General features: G+C 27.8%; 23 protein-coding genes. 6 read left to right on the top strand and 17 right to left on the bottom strand.

What is annotated here, in order from left to right:
* Positions 1-17: 17 nt before the first annotated feature.
* The 5 genes from codY to KGF36_RS05120 form a co-directional block, all read right to left on the bottom strand.
* Positions 18-803 (bottom strand): GTP-sensing pleiotropic transcriptional regulator CodY, encoded by a 786-nt coding sequence (gene codY / locus KGF36_RS05100; protein ID WP_227827170.1) that lies wholly within the window; start codon positions 801-803, stop codon positions 18-20.
* A 163-nt stretch (positions 804-966) separates the two neighbouring features.
* The gene (gene topA, locus KGF36_RS05105; RefSeq protein ID WP_227827169.1) at positions 967-3,054 is read right to left on the bottom strand and encodes a type I DNA topoisomerase; all 2,088 of its coding nucleotides are present in this window, start codon (positions 3,052-3,054) and stop codon (positions 967-969) included.
* 32 nt (positions 3,055-3,086) lie between these two features.
* Entirely contained in the window at positions 3,087-4,187 is a 1,101-nt protein-coding gene (gene dprA / locus KGF36_RS05110) for a DNA-processing protein DprA (protein WP_227827168.1), read from the bottom strand.
* 18 nt (positions 4,188-4,205) lie between these two features.
* Complete coding sequence (locus tag KGF36_RS05115; RefSeq protein ID WP_227827167.1) at positions 4,206-5,789, bottom strand: YifB family Mg chelatase-like AAA ATPase; 1,584 nt, start codon at positions 5,787-5,789, stop codon at positions 4,206-4,208.
* A gap of 30 nt (positions 5,790-5,819) precedes the next feature.
* A complete protein-coding gene (locus KGF36_RS05120) occupies positions 5,820-6,164 on the bottom strand; it encodes a YraN family protein (RefSeq protein WP_227827166.1) in 345 nt (114 codons plus the stop codon).
* Positions 6,165-6,348: 184 nt separating this feature from the next.
* On the opposite strand from KGF36_RS05120, the gene KGF36_RS05125 reads away from it, so the two are divergent.
* The 6 genes from KGF36_RS05125 (at position 6,349) to KGF36_RS05150 (ending at position 12,191) form a co-directional block, all read left to right on the top strand.
* Positions 6,349-7,512 carry a sensor histidine kinase gene (locus KGF36_RS05125; protein ID WP_227827165.1) on the top strand — a complete coding sequence of 388 codons (1,164 nt, stop codon included), beginning with the start codon at positions 6,349-6,351 and terminating at the stop codon, positions 7,510-7,512.
* A complete protein-coding gene (locus KGF36_RS05130) occupies positions 7,505-8,149 on the top strand; it encodes a response regulator transcription factor (RefSeq protein WP_227827164.1) in 645 nt (214 codons plus the stop codon). Before KGF36_RS05125 ends, KGF36_RS05130 begins: the two co-directional genes overlap by 8 nt.
* Positions 8,150-8,336: 187 nt before the next feature.
* Positions 8,337-9,272, top strand: coding sequence for an ATP-binding cassette domain-containing protein (locus tag KGF36_RS05135; protein WP_227827163.1), 936 nt, complete (start codon positions 8,337-8,339; stop codon positions 9,270-9,272).
* A gap of 13 nt (positions 9,273-9,285) precedes the next feature.
* Entirely contained in the window at positions 9,286-10,383 is a 1,098-nt protein-coding gene (locus KGF36_RS05140; protein WP_227827162.1) for an ABC transporter permease, read from the top strand.
* Between the two features lie 2 nt (positions 10,384-10,385).
* On the top strand, positions 10,386-11,450 hold the full coding sequence (locus KGF36_RS05145) for an ABC transporter permease (RefSeq protein WP_227827161.1): 1,065 nt from the start codon (positions 10,386-10,388) through the stop codon (positions 11,448-11,450).
* A 243-nt stretch (positions 11,451-11,693) separates the two neighbouring features.
* Complete coding sequence (locus tag KGF36_RS05150) at positions 11,694-12,191, top strand: CarD family transcriptional regulator (protein ID WP_227827160.1); 498 nt, start codon at positions 11,694-11,696, stop codon at positions 12,189-12,191.
* 122 nt (positions 12,192-12,313) lie between these two features.
* On the opposite strand, the gene KGF36_RS05155 is transcribed toward KGF36_RS05150, so the two are convergent.
* The 12 genes from KGF36_RS05155 to rpsP all read right to left on the bottom strand — a co-directional run bounded on the left by KGF36_RS05155 (position 12,314) and on the right by rpsP (position 25,021).
* On the bottom strand, positions 12,314-12,562 hold the full coding sequence (locus tag KGF36_RS05155; RefSeq protein ID WP_227827159.1) for a hypothetical protein: 249 nt from the start codon (positions 12,560-12,562) through the stop codon (positions 12,314-12,316).
* Between the two features lie 65 nt (positions 12,563-12,627).
* Positions 12,628-13,644, bottom strand: a complete 1,017-nt coding sequence (locus KGF36_RS05160; RefSeq protein WP_227827158.1) for an alpha-hydroxy-acid oxidizing protein — start codon at positions 13,642-13,644, stop codon at positions 12,628-12,630.
* 57 nt (positions 13,645-13,701) lie between these two features.
* Positions 13,702-14,469, bottom strand: coding sequence for a ribonuclease HII (locus tag KGF36_RS05165; RefSeq protein WP_227827157.1), 768 nt, complete (start codon positions 14,467-14,469; stop codon positions 13,702-13,704).
* A 71-nt stretch (positions 14,470-14,540) separates the two neighbouring features.
* Complete coding sequence (locus KGF36_RS05170) at positions 14,541-16,733, bottom strand: adenosylcobalamin-dependent ribonucleoside-diphosphate reductase (RefSeq protein WP_227827156.1); 2,193 nt, start codon at positions 16,731-16,733, stop codon at positions 14,541-14,543.
* 527 nt (positions 16,734-17,260) lie between these two features.
* Positions 17,261-18,556, bottom strand: coding sequence for a branched-chain amino acid transport system II carrier protein (brnQ, locus tag KGF36_RS05175; RefSeq protein WP_227827155.1), 1,296 nt, complete (start codon positions 18,554-18,556; stop codon positions 17,261-17,263).
* Between the two features lie 1,133 nt (positions 18,557-19,689).
* Positions 19,690-20,982 carry a branched-chain amino acid transport system II carrier protein gene (gene brnQ, locus KGF36_RS05180; RefSeq protein ID WP_227827154.1) on the bottom strand — a complete coding sequence of 431 codons (1,293 nt, stop codon included), beginning with the start codon at positions 20,980-20,982 and terminating at the stop codon, positions 19,690-19,692.
* Between the two features lie 390 nt (positions 20,983-21,372).
* Positions 21,373-22,269 carry a ribosome biogenesis GTPase YlqF gene (ylqF, locus tag KGF36_RS05185; protein ID WP_227827153.1) on the bottom strand — a complete coding sequence of 299 codons (897 nt, stop codon included), beginning with the start codon at positions 22,267-22,269 and terminating at the stop codon, positions 21,373-21,375.
* A gap of 317 nt (positions 22,270-22,586) precedes the next feature.
* Entirely contained in the window at positions 22,587-22,937 is a 351-nt protein-coding gene (gene rplS, locus KGF36_RS05190) for a 50S ribosomal protein L19 (RefSeq protein WP_227434167.1), read from the bottom strand.
* Positions 22,938-23,125: 188 nt separating this feature from the next.
* Positions 23,126-23,821: a tRNA (guanosine(37)-N1)-methyltransferase TrmD gene (trmD, locus tag KGF36_RS05195; RefSeq protein WP_227827152.1), complete on the bottom strand. Its 696-nt coding sequence runs from the start codon at positions 23,819-23,821 to the stop codon at positions 23,126-23,128.
* A gap of 8 nt (positions 23,822-23,829) precedes the next feature.
* Complete coding sequence (gene rimM / locus KGF36_RS05200) at positions 23,830-24,345, bottom strand: ribosome maturation factor RimM (RefSeq protein WP_227827151.1); 516 nt, start codon at positions 24,343-24,345, stop codon at positions 23,830-23,832.
* A 110-nt stretch (positions 24,346-24,455) separates the two neighbouring features.
* Positions 24,456-24,683, bottom strand: a complete 228-nt coding sequence (locus KGF36_RS05205; protein WP_227434164.1) for a KH domain-containing protein — start codon at positions 24,681-24,683, stop codon at positions 24,456-24,458.
* 65 nt (positions 24,684-24,748) lie between these two features.
* Positions 24,749-25,021, bottom strand: a complete 273-nt coding sequence (gene rpsP / locus KGF36_RS05210; protein ID WP_003419338.1) for a 30S ribosomal protein S16 — start codon at positions 25,019-25,021, stop codon at positions 24,749-24,751.
* Between the last annotated feature and the right edge of the window lie 34 nt (positions 25,022-25,055).

Below are 25,055 nucleotides of genomic sequence, written 5' to 3' on the forward strand. Positions count from 1 at the left end.
AATCTATAAAATTTAGATTATTGATTGTTTTTTAATTTTTTTAATTCATCTGTAAGTTTATCATTAAGTATTCTTATATGAGTTCCTTTCATACCTAATGATCTTGATTCTATCACACCTGCACTTTCAAATTTTCTAAGTGCATTTACTATAACTGACCTAGTTATACCAACTCTATCAGCTATTTTACTTGCTACAAGTAAGCCTTCTTTACCGTCTAATTCAGCAAAAATATGTTCAACTGCTTCAAGCTCGGAGTAGGACAGAGTGCCTATTGCCATTTGAACTACAGCTTTTTTTCTCATTTCTTCTTCTAATTCTTCACCTATTGCTCTTAATATCTCAAGACCAACAACAGTTGCACTGTATTCAGCTATCACTAAATCATCATCATTAAATGACATTGAATATCTTGAAAGTACTAATGTTCCAAGTCTTTGTCCACTTCCTAGTATTGGTACTACAGTAGTATATTTTTGTAATCTTCCTTGCTCTTCAGGGAAAATCTCCAATATCTTCTCACCATTTAAGTTTTCTAGTGTCTCATCAATTTTTAATAAGTTTTGAGTATATTCTTCTGAGAATTTTTTTTGCTTAGTATATTCGTCTTCTATAACTGAGCTATCTTCAATGTCATTTAAATGAAGCCCTAGAATTTTACCTTTTGCACTTACTACATAAACATTAGAATTTAATACATCTCCTAATGCTCCGGCCAGTAAATCAAAAGAGACACTACTTCCACCACTTGTTTGTAATGTTTTATTTATTTTTCTTGTTTTTTGTAATACTTCACTTGCCATTTAATCATCTCCTCATGAAATTTAGGCCTTTTAATAACCTTTATATTTTCTAATATTATTCTCACTCTTAATGAAAATTTATTTTTATATTAGTTGTTTACACTTGAAAGATTATCATAGTTTGGAACCTTTTTCAAGAGAATTATGTGATTTTTTTCAATTTTCACTCTTTTCCGTCATTATGCTCTTTTGACTCTTTGTTGCATTCTTTATTGGAGCATACTGTTTTCGTTTCAGATTTAGTCACTTTTTCAACCATATATGAACCACACTTTTCACAAAACTCTCCTGTTGGCTTATTCCAAGCTACAAAGTCACAGTTTGGATAATTAGAACATCCATAAAAAGCTTTCCCTCTTTTAGATTTTCTAAGGATAATTTCTCCTTCTTCACATTTTGGACATTTAACACCAATTTTATTCATAATTGGTCTAGTCGTTTTGCAATCAGGATAGTTTTTACAAGCCATAAACTTTCCAAACCTACCATATTTTATAACCATATTAGAACCACAGTTTTCACAGATTTCATCAGTTTCTTCATCCATATTTATTTTTTCTATATTCTCAAGTGCTTCTTCAATCGCTTCCTTAAGTGGTGCATATGCTTCAGATACAATTTCTTTCCAATCTGTATTTCCTTCTTCTATAACATCAAGCTTGCTTTCCATATCAGCAGTAAAATCTACATCTATAAATTTATGAAAATTATTTTCTAAAATATCAGTAACTATTATTCCAAGTTCTGTTGGACATAGACTTGTGCCTTGCTTTTCAACATATTCTCTATTTAATATAGTAGCTATTGTTGGAGCATACGTACTTGGTCTACCTATTCCCAGCTCTTCCAATGTTTTTACCAAACTAGCTTCTGTATATCTTGCTGGTGGTTGTGTAAAATGTTGGTCTGGCAATATATTTTCTATACTTAATATATCTCCTTTTTCTATACTTGGTAGAATCTTATCTTCTCTTTCTGAAAAATTGTATACCTTAGTATATCCATCAAATTTCATTTTTGAACCAGTAGCTTTAAATACAATATCTCCAGCCTTACATTCTACATTTAGTATATCGAATACTGAATCCTCCATTTGACTTGCTATAAATCTTCTCCAAATTAAATTGTATAGCTTATATTGGTCTTTACTCAATGAAGCTTTTATACTATCAGGAGTTCTATCAACGGAAGTTGGTCTTATTGCCTCATGTGCATCTTGAACCTTTTTAGTATCTGGTTTCTCTTTTTTCTCTACAGGATTTTTATAGTAATTCTCACCTAAGTCACTTATTATATAATCCTTAGCTTTTTCTTTTGCTTCATCAGATATTCTCTTAGAGTCAGTTCTTATATATGATATAAGACCAACAGTGCCTTCACCTTCTATATCTATACCTTCATATAATTCTTGTGCTATCATCATTGTTTTTTTAGTAGTAAAAAACAACTTATTTGCACCTTCTTGTTGAAGCATACTTGTTGTAAATGGTTTTGGAGCTGATTTACGTCTTGATTTAGATTCTATCTTTTCAACTTTTAAATCCTTTCCTTCCATTTCTTTTAGTATTTCATTAACAGCATCTTCATTTTCTAATTCAATTTTTTCATCATTCTTGCCATAAAATTTTAAAGTTATATCTTTATCTTTTAATGTCTTTGCTTCAACATCTATTGTCCAATATTCTTTTGGAATAAACGCTTTTATCTCTTTTTCTCTATCGCAAATTAATTTTGTTGTTACTGATTGTACTCTACCTGCACTAAGCCCTTTTCTAACCTTTTGCCATAATATAGGGCTTATTTGATATCCTAAAAGTCTATCCAATACTCTTCTAGCTTGTTGTGCATCTACTAAGTTTATATCAATATTTCTAGGATGCTTAATTGCTTTTTTAATTGCATCTTTAGTTATTTCATTAAACTCAATTCTACAATCATCAGATTCATCTAAATTTAGTATATGAGCTAAATGCCATGATATAGCTTCACCTTCTCTATCGGGGTCAGTTGCTAGATACACTTGTTTAGATTTTTTAGCTTCTTTTTTTAATTCTTTTATTACGTCGCCTTTTCCTCGTATGTTTATATATTGAGGTTCAAAATTATTTTCTATATCTACACCTAATTTACTTTTAGGCAAATCTCTGACATGACCAACTGATGCTTTCACTGTATAATGACTTTTACCTAAAAATTTTTCTATAGTCTTAGCTTTTGCAGGCGATTCTACGATGACTAATGTTTTGGCCATAAAACCACACACCCCCACTACCTAATCTTAATTTATACATTTAAACTGTACGTTTTATTATTCATCTCTACTACTAACTCATTTAGTACTAATTCATTGATTATTGAATTTACATACTTTATTTCTATACCAGTATAATCACAAATACTATCTATATGCAAGCTTCCTTCTCTTTTTATAGCTTCAATTATTTGCTTAGACTTGGCATTTAAACTTATATTATCATATTTTTGATTTATTTTTTTATCAATAATATTAAATATGTTATACTCATTCAAAATATCATCTATATTTTCAATTAATTTCGCACCTTCTTTTATAATTTTATGACATCCTCTACTCATTTGAGAATTTATATTACCAGGTATCGCAAAAACATTTTTCCCATGTTCAAGAGCAAACTCTACTGTTATTAATGCACCACTTCGTATTGCGGCTTCTACAACCACTACTCCATCACTTAATCCACTAATAATTCTATTTCTATTAGAAAAATGGTATGGAGCTACTGTTGAATTAATATTATACTCTGATAATAATAGTCCCCCATTTTCTAATATTTTATTTGATAAATGTAAATTTTGTTTTGGAAGAGGGTTGTCTACTCCTGACCCAAGCACTGCTATAGTCTTAGATTTTCCATTCATACAACCTATATGTGAATATGCATCTATTCCTATGGCTAATCCACTTACTATATTAACTCCATATTGGGACAATTGACAACTCATTGTTTTTGCACAACTAATTCCATAAGCTGTAGGCTTTCTTGAACCTACTATAGCTATATTAAAATTATTATTAACTAAACTTATGTCACCTTTGTAAAATAATAACTTTGGAGCATTGTATATATTCTTCAAATTTTCAGGATATTCTTCATCATATTGGCAAATATATTTAATTGATTTTTTGTAAAGTAGTTCTTTTATATTTTCTAAATAAGCGTGACCTCTATATTTTACTATATTTTTTCTAATATTCAAGCTTATATTTTTTAAATTATATATTTCTTTTTCAGAAAAATCAAATATATCTTCAATATTTACTATATCATTTTCTATTATTTCAATTGTTTTTGTTGTTATTCCACTAATTGATTTTAACCATAAATAGATATCTTTTTTCTTCATAAAATACACCTCAAAAACCTATTTAAAATAACTATAATAAGCTCTTCTAAATGAAAAAGCTTCTATAATACATTGTGAATTTATCAACTCTATTCCTTCTAAATCAGCTATTGTTCTTGCCATCTTTAAAAGTTTTGTATAACTTCTACTACTTAAGTTATATTTATTAAATATTACTTTAGCCATTTTTGAAGCTTCTTTTTCTAATTTACAATATTTTAATAAATTAGAGGCCTTAATTTCACTATTATTTTTTATATTATCTTTTTTAAATCTATTTATTTGTATTTTTCTAGCATTTTCTACTCTTATCTTTATTTTTTGAGAACTTTCTTCTTGTTTTGATGAATTTAAATCATCATATTTTACAGTATTTACTTCTACAAAAATATCAAACCTATCTAATAATGGTCCTGATATTTTATTTATGTATTTATTAATTTCATTACTCCTACATCTACACTCTGTATTTGACATATAATAACCACATGGACATGGATTCATAGCTGCAATTAGTAACACTCTACAAGGATATTTTGTACTGTACTTTACTCTAGATATATTTACATATCCATCTTCTATAGGTTGTCTCAAAGTCTCAAGGATTTTCCTATCAAACTCAGCGATTTCATCTAAAAACAAAATACCTCTATGTGCTAGTGCTACTTCTCCAGGTCTTGCATCTGTTCCTCCTCCAATTAAAGACTGCTTTGTAGTCGTATGATGAGGAGCCCTAAAAGGTCTCTTATCAATTATGCCTTTATTTTCATCTATCATACCCAATACACTATAAACCTTACTTACCTCTATCATCTCTTCTACACTTATATCTGGTAAAATTGTTATTACTCTTTTTGCAATCATTGTTTTACCTGAGCCTGGAGGCCCAATCATAAGCATATTATGATTTCCAGCAGCAGCTATCTCTGCGCTTCTCTTTATAAAATAATTTCCTCTAACATCATTAAAATCTTCATCATATTTGCTTTCTTTTGTATCATAAAATTCAGGATATTTACAATATGTATAGTTACTATTTGTTTCTATTTCTTCATTTAAAAAAGACATTATTTTTTCTTTATCGACTTTTATTTCTCCGTTTAAAAAACCTATACATTCTTTTAAACTTTTAATAGGTATTATATCAATTTCTTCTATAAATAGACTTTCTTTTATATTGTCAACTGGTATAAAAATACGTTTTATATTTTGAGTCTTTGCACCTATAATTATGGGTAATATACCTCTTACTTTTCTTATTTTTCCATCTAATGATAATTCTCCTATAAACATACTTTCTCTTATATAATTTTCATCCTTTTTTATTAATCCTCTTAAAAGACCTATACTTATTGATAAATCTAAAAAAGCACCTTCTTTTTTTATATCTGCTGGTGATAAATTTACAACAATTCTTGTATTTGGAAATTTATATCCACTGTTGATAATAGCTGATTTAACTCTCTCTCTCGCCTCTTTAATTTCTTTACTTGGAAGCCCGACAATATTGAAGCTAGGTATACCATTACTTGTATCCACCTCAACCTTTACTAGAAAACTCTCAATTCCTATTAAATTACTCGAATTAATAATACTTAACATATAGTAATCCTTTCCAAAACTTTATCTTTCTTAAAAAGCATTCATTATGTGATTTACTCTTTTTTCTGATAAATAAACTTCTACAACATCAAACCTTATGGGAATATTATGTAAATTATTTTTTGTGATATAGTATTTAGCAATCTCAACTATCTTTTTTCTCTTCTTGAAATTTACAGATTCACAAGGATAACCATACCTTAAATTAGACCTTGATTTTACTTCTACAAATACAATCTCATCATCCATCCTTACTATTATATCTACTTCTCCAATCTTTAATCTGTAGTTTTTTTCTAGTAGTTTTGCACCTTTTGACAATAAATAATTAATTGCTACTTCTTCTCCAAAATCACCTTTTTCTTTGTTATTCATTTTTTACTCCAATACATTAGATTTTTACTTTTTGATTATGGTCAGTATACAATTTAACTATTCAAATTTTTTAGATTGATTTTATTTTCATTAATATTAATAGATACCTCTATTGACTTTATTCTTTTATGATATTATTCTAGTTTTCATAAGGAAAGTTTATTTTTATGGAGGAATGTTTTTAATGAACAGAAAAAAATTAGTTACTTTTATACGATATTTATCCCTATTTATATTGATTGTAAGTTATCTAAACAATGCTGAAAATACAATGTATTCAATTATGACAATAATAATATTATTTCTAATTATAATAAATAATCAAGTCAGATTTTTTTCTTTATCAAACAAGAATAGAATTGTACTTATTTCTTATTTTTTAGAGCTTATCTTAATTTTTATATTGTATAATTATACAAAGACTTTTAATTCACTTTACTTTGTTCCTTTAATTTTGGACATATCATTTTTTATAAATGAAAAATACAAATACATATTATTGTTTTTCATTATAGTATCTTCCTTTATTATTAGTTTAGATAAAAACTTGTATCTAGCTTTGGAATCAAGTTCAATATTATTGATTATATCTATACTTTCTATATATATAGAAAGTGAAAATATATCTAAACTATACAATCAAAGCCTTTATGATAAACTTAGAATTTCTAAAGATAAATTAAAAAAATCTAATTCTGATTTAGAAATTTATGCAAGTTCTATAGAAGAACTAGCCATTTTAAAAGAGAGAAACCGAATATCTAGAGAAATACACGATAGTGTTGGACATTCTCTTTCTACAACAATAATACAGTTAAGTGCCATAGAAAAGCTCTTAAATGATAAGCCCGAAGTATCTGATTTAGTACATGAACTTAGAGAATTCGTAAATGAAAGTTTTCAAGATGTTAGAAGAGCTATCTCTGAGTTAAAGCCTATTGAATATGAAAATTATCAAAATTTGTTTAAAATTAAAGAACTAATTAAAAGCTTTATTAAGCTTACAAATATTAATGTAAGACTAACTATATCAAGAAACACTTGGAGCCTATCTAGAGCTCAGTCTATAGCTTTATATAGACTTATTCAAGAATCGCTTTCCAATGCATCAAGACATGGAAAAGCAAGTGAAATCAAAATTTTTATAACATTTAATCCTTCAAATCTTATAATTACGATTAGTGATAATGGTATAGGATGTGAAAATATAAAAAAAGGAAATGGAATTAACAGTATTAGCGAAAGAATATATGAACTAAATGGAAAAGTTGAATTTGATAATCACAATGATGGATTTACAATTAGAGCTTCTTTTCCCAAATTTTTAGGGGGTGATTTTTTTGAGTAAAATTAAAGTTCTTATAGTTGATGATGAAAAATTAATTAGGAAAGGTCTTAAGATTATATTGTCATCTTATGATGATTTGGAGATAATTGGAGATGCCTCTAATGGATATGAGGCTTTAGAATTTTGTAAGTCAAATGATGTAGATGTTGTTCTTATGGACATTAGAATGAATATTTGTGATGGTGTTTTAGGCACAAGACTTATAAAAGAATATGATGAGTCAATAGCACTATTAATTTTAACTACCTTTAATGATGATGAGTATATAAAAGATGCAATGAAGTTTGGAGCTTCAGGTTACCTTCTAAAAGACAGCTCTGATGAAGTATTGCATGAGGGGATACGCTCTTCATTTTTTGGCAATGTTGTACTTGACAAAAATGTAGCTGAAAAAATCATGTCATCTGAAAAAACTGTTGAACATGAGCATATTTCTAATATATATAATTTAACTGAAAAAGAAATATCCATAATTAAATTAATTGCACATGGACTTAGTAATAAAGAAATAAGTCAAGAATTATTTTTATCTGAGGGTACCATAAAAAATAATATAACTAATATTTTAGGCAAATTGGAGCTTAGAGATAGGACTCAATTGGCTATATTTGCTTTCAAAACTAAAATTGTAATATAGTATGTCAATAAAAAGTCTAAACTATAAACAAAATTTTCAAAAACTTAACTTATAATAAAGCTAAAACTATAAAGTGACTTAAGTCACTTTTTTTAGTGACTTATAGTAATAGAAATACACCTAATAATTCTTTATTATAATATTATAGATTTTTAAATTGCACAAAAACATTTTGGGAGGGATTTTTATGGATATAGTTAAAGTAAATAATATAACAAAAAGATTTAATGATAAGTTAGCACTTGATAACATTAGTTTTTCTGTTAAAAAGGGGGAAATATTTGGGCTTATTGGTCCAAATGGTGCTGGTAAATCTACACTTATAAATATAATTACCAATCTTACTTTACCAAATAGCGGTAATATTCAAATAAATGGTGTAGATTTGTCAGCAAATCCTATGAGTGCAAAATCCATAATAGGATTAGTTCCACAAGAGTTAGCAGTTATGGAAACACTAACTCCTTTTGATAACTTAGAATACTTTGGAGCTTTTTATGGATTAAAGGGTAAGTTGCTTCAAGAGAGAATCAATGAAGCCTTGGAAGTTACAGGTCTAGCTGAAGTTAAAAAGAAAAAAGTAAAAAAACTATCTGGTGGTATGCAAAGAAGATTAAATATTGGGATAGCACTTTTAAATCATCCTAAAATATTAATATTAGATGAACCAACTGTAGGTGTTGACCCTCAATCAAGAAATCACATTTTTAATTTTATAAAAGATATATCTGAAAAGCAAAAAACTACTATTATATATACATCTCATTATATGGAAGAGGTTGAACATCTTTGTTCTAAAATCTTTATTATGGATGAAGGTAAAGAAGTTGCTTTTGGGGATAATAATTACCTAAAATCAATAGTGTCTACAAATACAAAATTAATTATGGAAATAAAAAATATAAATGCTCAACTTATATTTGATTTAAAAAATATTAAAGGTGTTATATCTGTTTTAGAAAATACTTCAGTAATAACATTAGATGTAGATAAAAACTTTCAGTTAACAGATGTACTTTCTGCTGTTGACAAAAACAATTCAAAAGTAATACGTATCTCTTATGAAGAACCTAGTTTAGAAGATGTATTCTTAAATCTAACAGGTAAAAACTTAAGGGACTAATGGGGGTGATTTTATGAAATTATATATAAGTGTAAAAACTATGTTAAAAGGTCTGAAAAGCTCATTCATGCTTAATTTGATATATTTCTTAGCTCTACCTCTACTTTTAGCTGGGTTCCTTGGAATGGTAACAGAAGATATGTTTCAAAATCCTATAAAAACAGAACCTATGTCAATTGTTGTATATGATAAAGATAACTCCAAATTATCAAATAATTTGACAAATTATTTAAAAGATGATTTATCTTCTGTATTAAAAATACAGAAAGATTATTCTGATGCAGATTTAAAACTTACAATACCTAAAGGATACGAAAACAATATTTTAAAGGAAAAATCAAATACTTTAAGTATAGAAAAACTTGGAACTAGAGATGACATAGCAGTACTACTTCAAAATATATTAAATACTTATCATGAAAAATTATATTTAAATAATTCTCAAAAACTAAGTTCAGAAGAGTTTTCTAAGTTGTTTAATAAGAGTTCTATTGCCAATTCTATAATAAAAAGTGATACTGAACAAAACTCATATGAATACTTTGCTTTAGTTTCATTAGGATTCCTTGTAATAATTTTTATAATGAATAATATTTTATCGAATTATATAAGTGAATCAAAAGGGCTTTCAAAAAGACTTTATTCTATGCCTATAACTAGAGTGCAGTTTTTAATTTACGACTTTGTAGGTTTATGGATTTATTCATTTATATTTCTATTATTATATGTTTTATTCTTTAGGATACTTGGAATAACATTTAAAGGTAATCTTGCCACATTAACCTTAATATGTGCTATATCATCATATTTTATGACTTCTATATCTACTTTTGTAACTAGTTTTTTTAGTAAAAAATATGGTACATTCATAGTCTATATATTACTTTTCTTACAAACAATTTTTGGAGGTATTTTTAACATGATAAGTGAAGCTTTTAGTAAGTTTGTAAGTTTATCTCCAACTTATTTAATAGGAACTCTGTATAGTGATTATGAAAGTTTCAAGACTTTAAATTCAATAAGTAATTTAATTGTAACATGCTTAATTATTTCTACAATATTGATTATACTCTCTATTGTAAAAGAAAAATATAAATGGAGGGAGATTTAATAATGATTAGACTAATTCTTGCAAATATAAAAAGATATATAAAAAATCCTTCTCTTTTAGCTAGTATGGTCATGATTCCTATTATATTAATTGTTTCTCTTAACCTTTTTTCTAGTAAATCAGACAATCAATCAATGTATTTTTCTCCAGTAGCAGTTGTCTCTAACTCTTCAGGAAAATATGAACATAAATTGATAAATAATTCAAAGCTAAAGGAAAACACATTTAGATTAAATGAAGAAGATAAGGCTATGAACTTACTAAAAAATAATAAAGTTTCTGCAGTATTTGTTTTGGACAAAAACTTTTCAACTGATATAGATAACTTAAAACGACCTGCTGTTAAATGTTTCAAAACTGAAAATGGTGGTGGTAGTCTTTGGGCAGAATCAGAAATAGAATCTTTTATCAATAATTCTTTAAAATCAAAAATAGATAAAAATATGGATGAAAAATTAACTAAAACAAGTATAGTTGATAATAAGCCTGATAAAAACACAGATTCATTTTTAACAGTTTTCTTAATATGTTATTTTATGTATATTAACGCAGCGTATCTTGCCTCTGACTTATTTACATTAAAAAAATCAAATGTTTTAAGGAGACTTATTTCTACAAAACATAAAGATATAAAAATAATTTTTAGTATACTCTTAGGGTTATTTTTTATTCAAGCAATTTTATACACTGTAATACTTGGATGCCTTACATTTGTTGGAGATTTTAAATTAACCCCAAATATATTAATGATTGTACTAGCAAATAGTTTTGTTTCCACTGGATTTGTATTTTGGATAGCTAGAGTATTTAAAAATGAAAGTTCTATAAGCCTTGTAACTACATTTTATTCTTTAATAGGTTTAGCTATATCTATATCTAGTCTGATACCATCAATGAGTGAATTATCATTTATGACTAATCTATCAAAGCTTACACCTTTTTACTGGACTATAAATGCCCTTAGAATCAATGATAGTATCTTAATAAATGTAATCGTTCTAATACTTATTGGAATAGTATTTGTAACAGCTGGAAGTTTTAAATTAAGAGATTTTGCAAAAAACTAATAATTACTAAATATAGTTAGTATATAATTTTATACAATACTAACATAATATTTCAATATTTTAAATCATTTTATATTATATTTTTATAGTCAGTTTTATCTATCTTCGATGATAAACTTATTATTATATATTAATACCTTTGACTTGTCAATAGTTTTATGATATAATATTAATTATTAGATAATTAAAGCATTGTACCCCAATTGCAATATCTAAAATTCAGTTTGGAGGTATAACTAACATATGTATAATATTGGTGAAAGTGTGATGTATCCAAAAGAAGGAGCCTGTTATGTAAGTGATATTGTAACAAAGGAAATAAATAAACATATGCAGAAATACTATGAATTAACTGTCATTTTCAATAGCACTCTTAAAATTTCGATTCCCGTTTTGAATGCTGACAAGATTGGTGTACGTCCAATTATGAACGAAAATGAAGTTAATAATTTTATCCAATCAATTGATAAAATAGATGGTATATGGATTTTTGATAGAAAGCAACGGCTTAAATTATACCATGATAAATTTCATTCAGGAGATGTCTTTGAGATTGTAAAATTAATTAAGATGCTTATGATACAAGATTGTTCAAAACAATTATGTAGTACAGATAAGGACTTTCTAAATAAAGCTCAGAGATTTGCTTTGTCGGAATTAGCTGCTGCTCAATGTAAATCTTATACAATCGTATTGGAAGAAATGAAAAAACATATTCTAAATCCGAAAAGTAATAATTAAACCAGTCTTAAAGACTGGTTTTATTTTTTAGATTAATCATATTTATTACCATACTTTACCTTAGATTTCCTAAAAAAACCAAGTGTAAATCATATTACTGATTTACACTTGGTCAACAAAACCTAATCTTCCTCAAGTTCCTTTTTTTCTTTTAATAATACATTTAATTCATTTGCTTCTAAAATCTGTGCTTCTAGAGTGTCCAGTAACTCTTGTTGCCATTCCACACATTTATCTTTGTAATCAAAAGGTAGCGTTCTGTCAACTATGTACTTATCAATACATTCCTCCGCACTTTTAACTATTTGTTTTCTTTCATCAATAAATTTTTCCAATTCTACTAAGGCTTCTTCATAAGCTTTTTTACTCATATAAATTCCCCCTTTGTACAATTATTCTACATTAAAATGATTTTTCCTCTTTTTTGTATAAAAATTTATTTGTATATAACTTTTCCATCAATATCTTTTATAGTTTGACATCCAGTTAATATCATAGAACCACTTAATTCTGATTGAAGTTTATTTACATAAGTTTCTACACCATCAGTTGCTCCACCAAATGAAGCTGTTACAAAAGGTCTTCCTATTAATACTGCATCTGCCCCTAGGCCTATCATTTTTAATACATCCAATCCTGTTCTAACTCCACCATCTGCAAGTATTGTAACTTTACCTTTAACAGCCTCAGCAATCTTTGGTAAAACTTCACATGCTCCTGGTGTACAGTCAAGTACTCTTCCTCCATGATTTGATACAACTATTGCATCTACACCTGCTTCAACTGCCATTAATGCATCTTCTACAGTCATTATTCCCTTTAATATAAATGGTAATTTAGTAGAGTTAACTAGTTCTTTTATTTGCTCAATATTTTTAGGAAGCACTGGTTTTCCATGTAGCGATAAAGTTACTAAACCACAAGCATCTATATCAACTCCAACTGCAAACGCTCCAGCTTCTTCAGCTAGTCTTATCTTTTTTATAATATTTTCATTGTCCCAAGGTTTAATAAATACAATTCCAGCACCATTATACTTTTTAACTACATCTAAATTTTCCATTAAAAATGCATCTACTGCTGTATCTCCAACCATTGCATAGATACCACTATTGGCACATCCTGCAACTACTGGTTCTATGTAATCTCTTTCATTTATTTTTCCACCCATATTTAAAGTAGTTCCTGTTACTGGAGCTGCAAATATAGGAGCACTCATTTTTTTACCAAATATTTCTATAGATGTATCAGGATTTGAAACATCATGTATTACTCTCATATTTACTTTTACTTTTTCTAAGCTCTTACTATTTTCTATAAAAGAAGAACCACTTCCTTTACCTCCCATACCAGGTACTTCACCTGCACAGACAACTCCATTACAAACTTTACAAACTTTACAACTTCCATTTAAATTTTCTCTAGCATTTTTTAATAGTTCATTATAATCCATCTCTAATCCCCCATTAATTATAGTAATTTATATCGTACATATTATATCACATTATGTTTACAGTATATTTTTCAAGAAGCTTTTTCTATGTATAGGAGTTATCCCATGTTTTTCAATAGCTTCATAGTGTTCTTTTGTTCCATATCCCTTATGAGATTTAAATCCATATTCTGGATATACTCTATCATATTGATACATTATACTATCCCTAGTAACCTTCGCCAATATACTTGCTGCTGCTATTGATATAGATTTTGAATCTCCTTTTATAATTGGATTTTGAACTATATCAATTCCTGGTATTGTCGCTGCATCAACAAGTAAATAATCTGGTGTTTGTTTTAAACAATTTATTGCTTTTTTCATTGCCATATATGTGGCATTTAATATGTTAAATTCATCTATTTCTTCGTTATTTACTATCCCTATTCCATAATCTAATGCTTCTTTTTTTATTACTTCAAAAAGCTCATCTCTTTTTGCTTCACTTAGTTTCTTAGAATCATTTACGCCTTCTATTTTTGTATTTTGCTTAAACACTACAACTGAAGCTACAACAGGACCTGCAAGTGGTCCTCTTCCAGCTTCATCAATTCCTCCAATATATAAATAGCCTTTACTATATCCTTCATTTTCAAACATATTTATAGTTTCTAATCTTTCTGCTTCTTTTCTAATATTGTCCAGCTTCTTGGCAAGCTTTATAGCCAGACTTTGAACAGATTTTCTTTCATCCACTCTTAATATTTCTATATATTCCATATACTTTTCAACTTCTAAAGTCTCAATTATTTCTTTAATCTCCCTCACACTTTTGTTCTGCATACTATCCCCTCATCTTTCACCTGTAAAAATATTATTGTCTTAAACATATTAAGAATCCACTAACTTAGAATTTAATTGCATCCACTATATCCACATTTTAAACATATACTACATCCACCTGTGTGTGCAATTCCTTCACTTCCACACTCAGGGCATACAAACTTTTCATCTTCTTCAAAATTTTTATTTTTTAATTCTTTGGCTTTTTCTTTTTTATTATCTTTTTCTTCTTTATTATTTTTATAAGATTCTTTTTTATTATCTTCTTTTTTGTTATTTTCTTTATCATTTTCTTCTTTTTTTTCATTTATTAAGATTCCACTCCTTTTGCATCCATCTCTAAATATTGTCACTCCCTTAAGACCAGCTTGCCATGCCATAACATATATGTTAAAAACATCTTCAATTGTAGTTTCAAAAGGTATATTTATTGTAGATGATATAGAAGCATCAATATACTTTTGCCATACTTTTTGCATATTTATTCTTTCTTCATATCCTATATTCATAGCAGTAACAAAAAAATCTGGTAAACATTCTTCATCTGTAATACCTTTTTTATCCATATATTCTTTAACTATTGGAGTATATACTTTATAATACACATCTTCATCATGTAAGCTTTCAGTTTTTCTTATATATGAAAGATTAAATATAGGTTCTATTCCTCCACTAATACCTATCATTGTAGATATAGAACCTGTAGGAGGTATAGTTAAGAGTTGTGAGTTTCTAAGCCCATACTTTTTAACCATCTCTTTAGTATCATCATTTAAGTTTTCTATAAAAAATCTAGATTTAGAAATATTTTCATATTTATACTCACTAAATGTCCCGTATTCTTTAGCAATTAAAGCTGATTGTTTTACAGCTTCGTTAAGCATAGTTTTACCAATTAAATCACACAATTCTAAAGATTTATCAGAACCATATCTTATCCCCATCTTTATAAGCATGTCAGCAATACCCATTACACCTAAGCCTATCTGTCTATATTTGTAGACACTATCCCTTTGTTCTTGTAATGGATGTAAATTTAATCCCTCATCTAATACATCATTTAAAGCTACCACAGCTTCTCTAACACAAGATTTTAACTTATTAATATCAAAGGTAGCATGTTCCCCAAATGGTTGTATTACAAACTCTGATAAGTTTATTGAGCCAAGCAAACAGCTTCCTCCACTTGGAAGTGGCTCTTCTGCACAAGGATTTACCCCTGAAAAACAAAAGTCCTTATCTTCACTCATAAGGTTATATGTTTTTATTTTATCCCAAAATAATATGCCTGGTTCTGCATAATCCCAGTTATTTTTAACAAACTTATTAAACAAATCATATGCATTTACTATCTTAACTATTTTTTCTCCAGTAGTTTCAACTTCAAACGTACAATTATACAATTTTTTTTCCTTTACAGCTTGCATAAACTCATCTGTTACTCTTACAGAAATATTTGCTTTAGTAACCTTCTCCAAATCGGTTTTTATATCTATAAATTCCTCTATTTCTGGATGATTTACATCCATAGAAATCATAAGAGCTCCCCTTCTACCTCTTTGACCAATCAAACCTGTTGTCATGCTATAAAGTTCCATAAAAGACACTGCTCCAGTTGTATATTTTGCAGCATTATTTACTTTTGCACCTTTGGGTCTTAATTTTGAAATATCAATTCCAACCCCTCCACCATAACTAAAAGTTCTAGCAAGTTTTTTTGCAGTGTCAAAAATATCTTCTATACTGTCTTTTGGTGGCTCTATCACATAACAATTAGAATAAGTTACTTTTTTACCTTCTTTATGTAAACCTCTATTTGCTAAAATTCTACCTGCAAATAAAAATCTCTTTTGTCTTATTAACTTTGATATCCTTGGACTATTATTTGAAATTCTCTTTATCCATTCATCAAAACTTTCTCCATTATGTCTATACTTATTTTTCCATATTGATTTTTGTAATTCATCAAACTCCCAAGCCTTATGTCTTATTTCTGAACGTCTTTCTCTATATAATATGTAGTGTTTTGCTATATCTTTTCTATTTGATTCCATAAGTAATACTTCCACTATATCTTGGATTTCTTCTACAGATAAGCATTCCTCCATAGAATTATAATCATTAGCGATTTTTCTAGATATATCATATGCTAAATCTCTGTCTACTCCACCTTCACTATTTATACTAGCCTTATAGACAGCATCTTCAATCTTACTTTTACTAAAAAGTTCTTTTGTCCCATCTCTCTTTATTATGTACTTCATTTTTAGACCTCCAATAAATTAGTATTACATTAATACACCTATTAGTTGTAATTCTAAACAAACTTTTTTCTATATTTGTATGTTCTCATATTAATTATCTCACACAATATATATTATACTATTTTATATTCAATATAACACGCTTTATAGTTTTCTCAGTTAAGTAAATGAACTTTCTATATTCTAAATATCTTCTATTAAAAACTTAAAAATAATATAAAAAAGTATATAAAAGTGTAATTATACTCTTATATACTTTATTTTTTTATAAATTTTATCATTTTTTACTCCATTATTTACCATTAAAATTAACAATAAATTCTTTATATTTTACATATAAATATGTTACATATCATAAATATTATTTGTAAATATATATAACAAAGTTCAACCTAACAATAATCTATCTTTAATCTACTGTATTTAATATTCATTTACATATAAAGTTTTACATATCAAAAAGGAATTGCCTCCTAAATGATTTTAATCACTTTAAGGCAATTCCTATATGTATTAATTATTCTTTATTATTGTACAGCTTTACTACTTTGAGATGGAATAAAGTTTCCTATTATTCCTGCTATTAAAACTGGAACTACCCAGTTAAATCCTAATGAAGCTAATGGTAAGCTATTAACTAGAGGAATATTTACACCAAAGCTTGTTGCAACTGTTAATACACTTACTAACAATGCCATATATGCAGCGCATTTGAATACGTTGTCATTTTTAATTTGATTACTAAATAATGCTAGTATAACTAGAGTTATAGTTGCTGGATATACCATACTTAATATAGGAGAAGAGAATTTTATTATTGTACTTACTCCAAAGTTTGATATGATTGCACTAAACACACAAACTACTATAACTATATGCTCATATTTTAATTTTCCATTTGTAAGTGTTGAGAAATACTGACCTGCTGCTGAAGAAAGACCTATAGCTGTTGTTAAACATGCTAATGCAACTATAATAGCCAATAGAATCTTACCTGTATTTCCAAGTAATGCTGCTGTTATTGAAACTATTAAAGCTGTTTGTTGAACATCTTGTCCATATATTTCAGATACAGTTGCTCCAAGGTAACATAATCCACCATAAACTAGTGCCATACCTATTACCGCTATAACACCTGCACTTACTGTAGCTTTCATCTTTTCTTTTTCACCTGTATATCCTTTAGATATTACTGACATGATTATAATTGATGCAAATACACTAGCTGCTAATGCATCCATTGTTTGATATCCTTGAGTTATACCTTCTGAAAACACATTTTGTATTAAAGAAGCATCTCTTATGTCTCCTAATGGAGATACAATACCTTTAACTATCAATACTGCTAAAGCTATAAGTAAAGCTGGAGTTAAAATTGATCCAACTATATCTACAACTTTTGATGGTCTTATTGTTAAAACCAATACTATAGCAAAGAATACTATAGAGAATATTACTGGGCTTATTCCTGAACCTATTGTAGGTAGTATACCCATTTCATAAGTTGTTGCTGCTGTTCTAGGTATTGCCAAAAGTGGCCCTATACAGATTACCATTGCACATCCTAGTACAATACTTAATCCTTTACCAGCTCTTGAAAACATTTTTGATGTGTCTCCATTGAACTTAGTTGCTGCTATAACTGCTAATAATGCCAAACCACCATCTGCGAAAAGGAATCCTATGAAAGCTACTAGCCAGCTACTTCCAGATAAAACTCCTAGATATGGAGGGAATATTAAGTTCCCAGCACCAAAAAACATTGCAAATAGTGCAAATCCAATTACAATTACATCTTTAAACTTGATTTGTTTCTCACCCATTTAAAGCACCCCCATTTGAATTTTACTACTTTTTATTACATTTTACCAAAAAATAAGTCCAATCTCTTCTTAAATGAAAACCTTTTGACGAGATTTTATTTAATTATACATTTTTGACTTAAACTTGTCAATTATGTTTCATAATTTATAAAATCTTCGCAATATTTAGTACAACTTTCTTAATTAAATAAAATTAACATGTATACTTTAAACATAGCTGTTTTTTTTATTTTTATTTAATTTTTCTTGACAAAATTAAAACTTTTAAATCATCTTAATTGTGCGACTTTTTGAATTATTTGCATTATTTCCAATTTATATTGCTTTATAGACAATATTAATGTATGCATCACTCTCCTTTTTATTTGTGTATAATCTTTTGAGTTCAATTTAAATTTTAAATATTTTGTGTTTATTATATAATCTGAAAAAAAAGCAGTCAATATGATTTTTAATTTTTTTAATTTTCAAAATTATGATACTTAGAAAATCGTTTTCCTTTTGTCATAACTTCTATTTACGTTAATTCTTGTAGTATTTTGTATTTATTTTGCTAAACTCACTATTAATTTTACTGAATTTCAATTCTACACTTATAAACTTTTTACTTACTTGAGTACCTTCAAATCATTTTTTCTGAAAATTTTTTATTATGATTTATTGATTTATTTTTCTTCATAGAAACTATATTATAAGTTCCAACTTACTAAAACTTTGCAGTTGCTAGTATTCAAGTTATTCTACTTATTTTTTAGAATTTAATGAATAATCTTAATATAAACTAATTAGAAAACAATTTAGTAATTTACATAAGTTATTTATACGTTCAAATGCCTTAAATTTCATTTTATTATTTTATTATTGTCACAATTTTATTTATATAATATTTTTGTAAAAGTCAACTAATACACATATCTTAACTTGTAATATTCTTTTAAATATCTTTTATAAAGACTCAATATTGTTAAAAAATAAACATATCTTTTTTTAATACTTTTATCTAATTTTACTATATTAAATACAAGGAATTAGTATATACTCAAAAAATAAAAAGAGTTATCTATATAAATAGTTTCATTTATTATAGATAACTCTCCTTATTTATAAATATCTATATTTCAATTAAATAAGATTTAATTTGTTCCAAGTGTATTAGATTGACTCTTTGATGGTATAAAGTTACCAATTATTCCAGCTATTACAACTGGAATTACCCAGTTAAATCCTAATGAAGCAAGAGGTAGAGAATTTACTACTGGAACGCTTACTCCATAACTAGATATAACAGTTAATATACTTACAAGCAGTGACATATATACTGCTCCTTTGTATACATTATCATTCTTAATTTTTTCATTAAAGAAAGCTAAAATTATTAAAACAATTGATGGTGGATAAACTATACTTAGTATAGGAGATGCTATCTTTATTATAGTTCCAACACCAAAAGATGCTACTACTGCACTAAATACAGATACGGCTAATACTATTTTTTCATAACTTAACTTACCTTTTGTAAGTCTAGAAAAATATTGCCCTGTTGCAGATGTAAGACCTATAGATGTAGTTAAACATGCTAGAGATACCACTATTGCTAAAATCGCTTTCCCAACATTTCCAAGCAATCCTTGTGTTATATTTACTATTACTTGTGATTGTACTGCATCTGTTCCATACATTGTTGATACAGTTGCTCCAAGGAAACATAATCCCCCATAAACTAATGCTAAGCCACCACAAGCAAGAACACCTGCTTTACCAATCATCTTTAACTTTTCACTAATACTAGTATATCCTTTTTCATTTAAGGATACTATCAGTACTGATGCAAGTGCTATTGCTGCAAATGCATCCATTGTCTGGTAACCTTGACCAATACCTTCTGCAAATACATTAGGTATCATAGGTTTATCTATTATCTCTCCAAGAGGAGATACAACACCTTTTATAATTATGAATGCTAAAGCTATTAGAAGAGCTGGAGTTAAAAATTGTCCAACTATATCTACGACCTTAGATGGTCTTATTGTTAATACATATGATATCGCAAAATAAACTATACAGAATAATAACACTGGAATTGAGCTTCCAAATAAAGGCATCATACCCATTTCATAAGTTGTTGCACCTGTTCTTGGTATAGCTAAGAATGGCCCTATACATAAAATATCTACACAACCTATAAGAATCCCTAATTTCATACCACATCTTTTAAACATTTCTACTACGTTTCCATCGAATTTAGCTGTAGCCATTACTGCTAGAAGTGCCAAACCAGCATCGGCAAATGTAAATCCTAAGAAGGCAATTAACCATTCTGGACCTGTAATTATTCCCAAATATGGTGGAAATATTAAGTTACCTGCTCCAAAGAACATTGCGAATAATGCAAATCCAAATACTATCATATCTTTGGTCTTACCCATTATAAAATCCCCCTTTTTAACCTTATTAAATTAATAAAGTTTCTCAGTTGTTCACGTTTGCATAAATAAATTAACTAAAACAATAAGAATTCATTATTAAATTAATAAAATTAAATAAATTAAATTTTTAATATATTGTATTTATTTGTGCTTATTATATATTATATGAAACAAGCAAGTCAATATGCCAAAATTGCAAATTATCACACTGATTTTAATTTTCAAAAAATTAGGTGTATTTGTCTTAAATTAATATTTTTTAAAGTTTTCTAATCTAATTTATACTTTTATGTGACAGTTTTTGTCTATATTTCAGAAAAGTAAAAAAAACCTTTTTAAAAAGGCTTTTTTTTACTTAATAATATTAATTTTTTAACCTAGCTTTAAAATCTATCTTTTAACACTCTCTGGTACTTCTAGTGTTATATTACCTATTTTTCCATCTCTAAATTCATTTAAAACAGTAGTAGCTATACGTGTATAATCAAGCTCTTTCCCACCTGTTATGAATCCTCTTTTGTGGCCAATCATATCCATTGTTTCAATTGGAGTTTCTCCTAAAGAGTCTAATTTATATCTAGCTTTCAACTTTTCTGGCTCTATTATCATAAGTTTTTCTATAAGTCTTAAAGCTAAAGTCTCAACATCTAAAATCTCATCTTTTATAGCTCTACTAAATGCTAAGTTTAAGGCAACTTCTTGGTCTTCAAACTTTGGCCAAAGTATTCCAGGTGTATCTAAAAGTTCAAGATTTCCCTTTAATCTAACCCATTGCTTACCTTTAGTTACTCCTGGCTTATCTCCTGTCTGAGTACTTTTTCTACCTGTTAATTTGTTTATAAGAGATGATTTACCTACATTTGGTACACCAACTATCATTATTCTTATAGCTCTTTCTTTTCTTCCTTTATCTTTTAAAGAACTCATTTTTTCTCTAGTTACATTCTTACATTCTTCCACTATCTTATTTATACCTACACCTTTTAGTGTATCTACTGGTATAGCTTTTATGTTATTCTTTTTATAGTACTCAATCCATTGATTTAACTTATCTCTATCTGCCATATCGCTTTTATTTAATACAACTACCCTAGGCTTATCTCCTACAAGCATATCTATATCTGGATTTTTGCTACTAAATGGGATTCTAGCATCTAAAAGTTCAACCACTACATCAATTAGTTTTAAGTTATTTTTTACTAATTCTTTTGTTTTCTTCATATGACCTGGATACCAGTTTATATGTAGATTATTATCCATAAGATACTCTTCATATTCATTTGACACATATATCACTCCTTTAAAATAGTATGTTATTATTACCTAATTTTACTTAAAAATATATCTACTTAAGACCTTACATTGTCACCCTTTTAACATCATACTTTACATAATATTATCTTCTTATTTTTAGTATTATTTCAAAATATAATCCAATATTTATTGATTTTATTTTCAATTTTAAAATTCCTAAATCTATCAATAAATAGTATATTTTCAACAAATAATCATATCTACTTACAATTTAATTATTTGTTATGATTTCAATTAAAATAGAAAGAGGACTGATAAATCAGCCCCCCATTTATAAGTAAAGTTTTTAATTATCTATTTCTAGCTTCTTTTATCTTAGCAGCTTTACCTACTCTACCTCTTAAGTAGTTTAGTTTAGCTCTTCTTACTTTACCTTTTCTAGTTACTTCTATTTTTTCTATTTTTGGAGAGTGAACTGGGAAAGTTCTTTCTACACCAACATTGAAAGACATTTTTCTAACTGTAAAAGTCTCTCTTGCTCCTCCACCTTGTCTCTTTAATACTACACCTTCGAATATTTGTATTCTTTCTCTTTTTCCTTCTATAATTCTAACGTGTACTTTAACTGTGTCCCCAGGTCCAAAATTAGGAACTTCATTTTTTAATTGTTCTTGCTCAATTGCTCTTAGCATTTCATTCATCTTTCTTCCTCCTAGATATCATAGACGTTCTTAACTACCCGACCAGTGTAAACAGAGGAACGCCCGTATTTTCAACATTTTATATTATACTATACTTCTATAGTTATTACAAGCACTTTTATATTTTTAATTCCATTTATAGCCACTTTATTGTATACATGTATATTAAGTTTTTATTGTATATGTTTTTATTTTTCTTGAGATTTTTTATATAAGTCTAATCGTCTTTCCTTAGTTATCCTTATAGATTCTTCTCGTCTCCACTCATCTATCTTTTTATGATTTCCTGATAAAAGCACTTCTGGTACCTTTAACTCTTCAAACTCTCTAGGTCTTGTGTAATGAGGATACTCCAATAGATTATCTTTAAATGACTCCTCTTCAAATGACTCGTCCTGATTTAATACTCCTGGAATTAACCTTGATATAGAATCTATCATTATAAGTGCAGGCAGTTCTCCTCCGGTTAGTACATAATCTCCAATTGAAATTTCATCAGTTACTATTAAATCAATAATTCTTTCATCTATTCCTTCATAGTGACCGCATAGAAGTATTATATCTTCTTCAATAGACATCTCCTTGACTATAGATTGATTGTATACCTTACCTTTGGGAGTTAAATAAATTACTCTTGGATTGTTTATATTATGGGTTTTTATTATATGCTTATATGTGTCATATATAGGTTGAGGAGTCATCACCATACCAGCTCCTCCTCCAAATGGATAATCATCTACTTTTTTATGTTTATTATTAGAAAAATCTCTTATGTTATATATATGCACGTCAATTATACCTTTTTCAACTGCTCTTTTCATTATACTTTCATTCATGTATGAATTAAATATTTCTGGGAAAAGCGTCATTATATGAAATCTCATATTACCACCTAATCTATCATACCCTTAATAGGGTCTATAATCATTTTTCTTTCATTTATATCTATAGTAGGTACAAATTTTTTTATAGCTGGTATCATAAATTCCTTATCTTCTTCACCTTTTATTACATAAACATCATTTGCAGAATATTGAAGTACATCCTCCAAGACCCCTACATACTTTCCTTCTATAGTTAAAACTTCCATACCAATCATATCTGCTATAAAAAACTCACCTTCTTCAAGTTCTCTACTCTCTTCTCTAGACACATACATAAATTTATTTTTTAGCTTTTCTGCTTTTTCTATAGTGTCTATACCTTTTATCTTCATTATAACCATAGAGCCTTTATATCTTACATTTTCTACAGTCCACTTGTTGTTTAAATCTTTTCCTAAATAAAAATCTTTCAATTCATCAAATCTATCTATATCATCAGTAAGTGGATAAACTCTTACTTCACCTTTTAGACCTTGTGTGTTTACTATTTGCCCTACCTTAAAATGGGTTAATTTTTCTTTCATGTTATCACCTTCTTAAAAAAATTTAATCTTATGTTACCATATCATCATAAATTCTTAAAACTGTACACAGTTATACAAAAAGGACTAGGCACTATACCTAATCCTCCTCTTTATACTATCTCAAGAGAAACTTTTATGTTTTCTCTATTTGCAACAGATCTTACGACAGTTCTTATAGCTTTAGCTATTCTTCCCTGCTTCCCAATAACCTTACCCATGTCATCCTGAGCAACTGTAAGCTTTAAGACGATACCGTCATTGTCTTTAAATTCCTCAACAACAACTGAGTCAGGATTATCAACTAGAGCCTTAGCTATATCTACAACTAGCTCTTTCATATATTTCATCTCCTAAAAGTAACCTCAACAATAAGTATTTACTTATACTAGTTGCTAAGAGAAAATTATTTTGCTTGTTTAGAAGCTTCGAATTTTTCTATTACTCCGTTTTTTACAAGTAATTTTTTAACTACTTCTGTTGGTTGAGCACCAGTAGCTAACCATTTTATAGCTTTTTCATCATTTATTCTTACTTGTTTAGGTTCAGAAATTGGATTATAGTATCCTATTTCTTCTATAAATTTTCCATCTCTTGGAGCTCTTGAATCAGCTACTACTATTCTGTAGAAAGGTTTTTTATTAGCTCCCATTCTTTTTAATCTTATTTTAACTGCCATTACAGTCACCTCCGAATAATTTTTACTATTTTTT

This window comes from Clostridioides sp. ZZV14-6009, assembly GCF_020658095.1.
Taxonomy (GTDB): domain Bacteria; phylum Bacillota; class Clostridia; order Peptostreptococcales; family Peptostreptococcaceae; genus Clostridioides.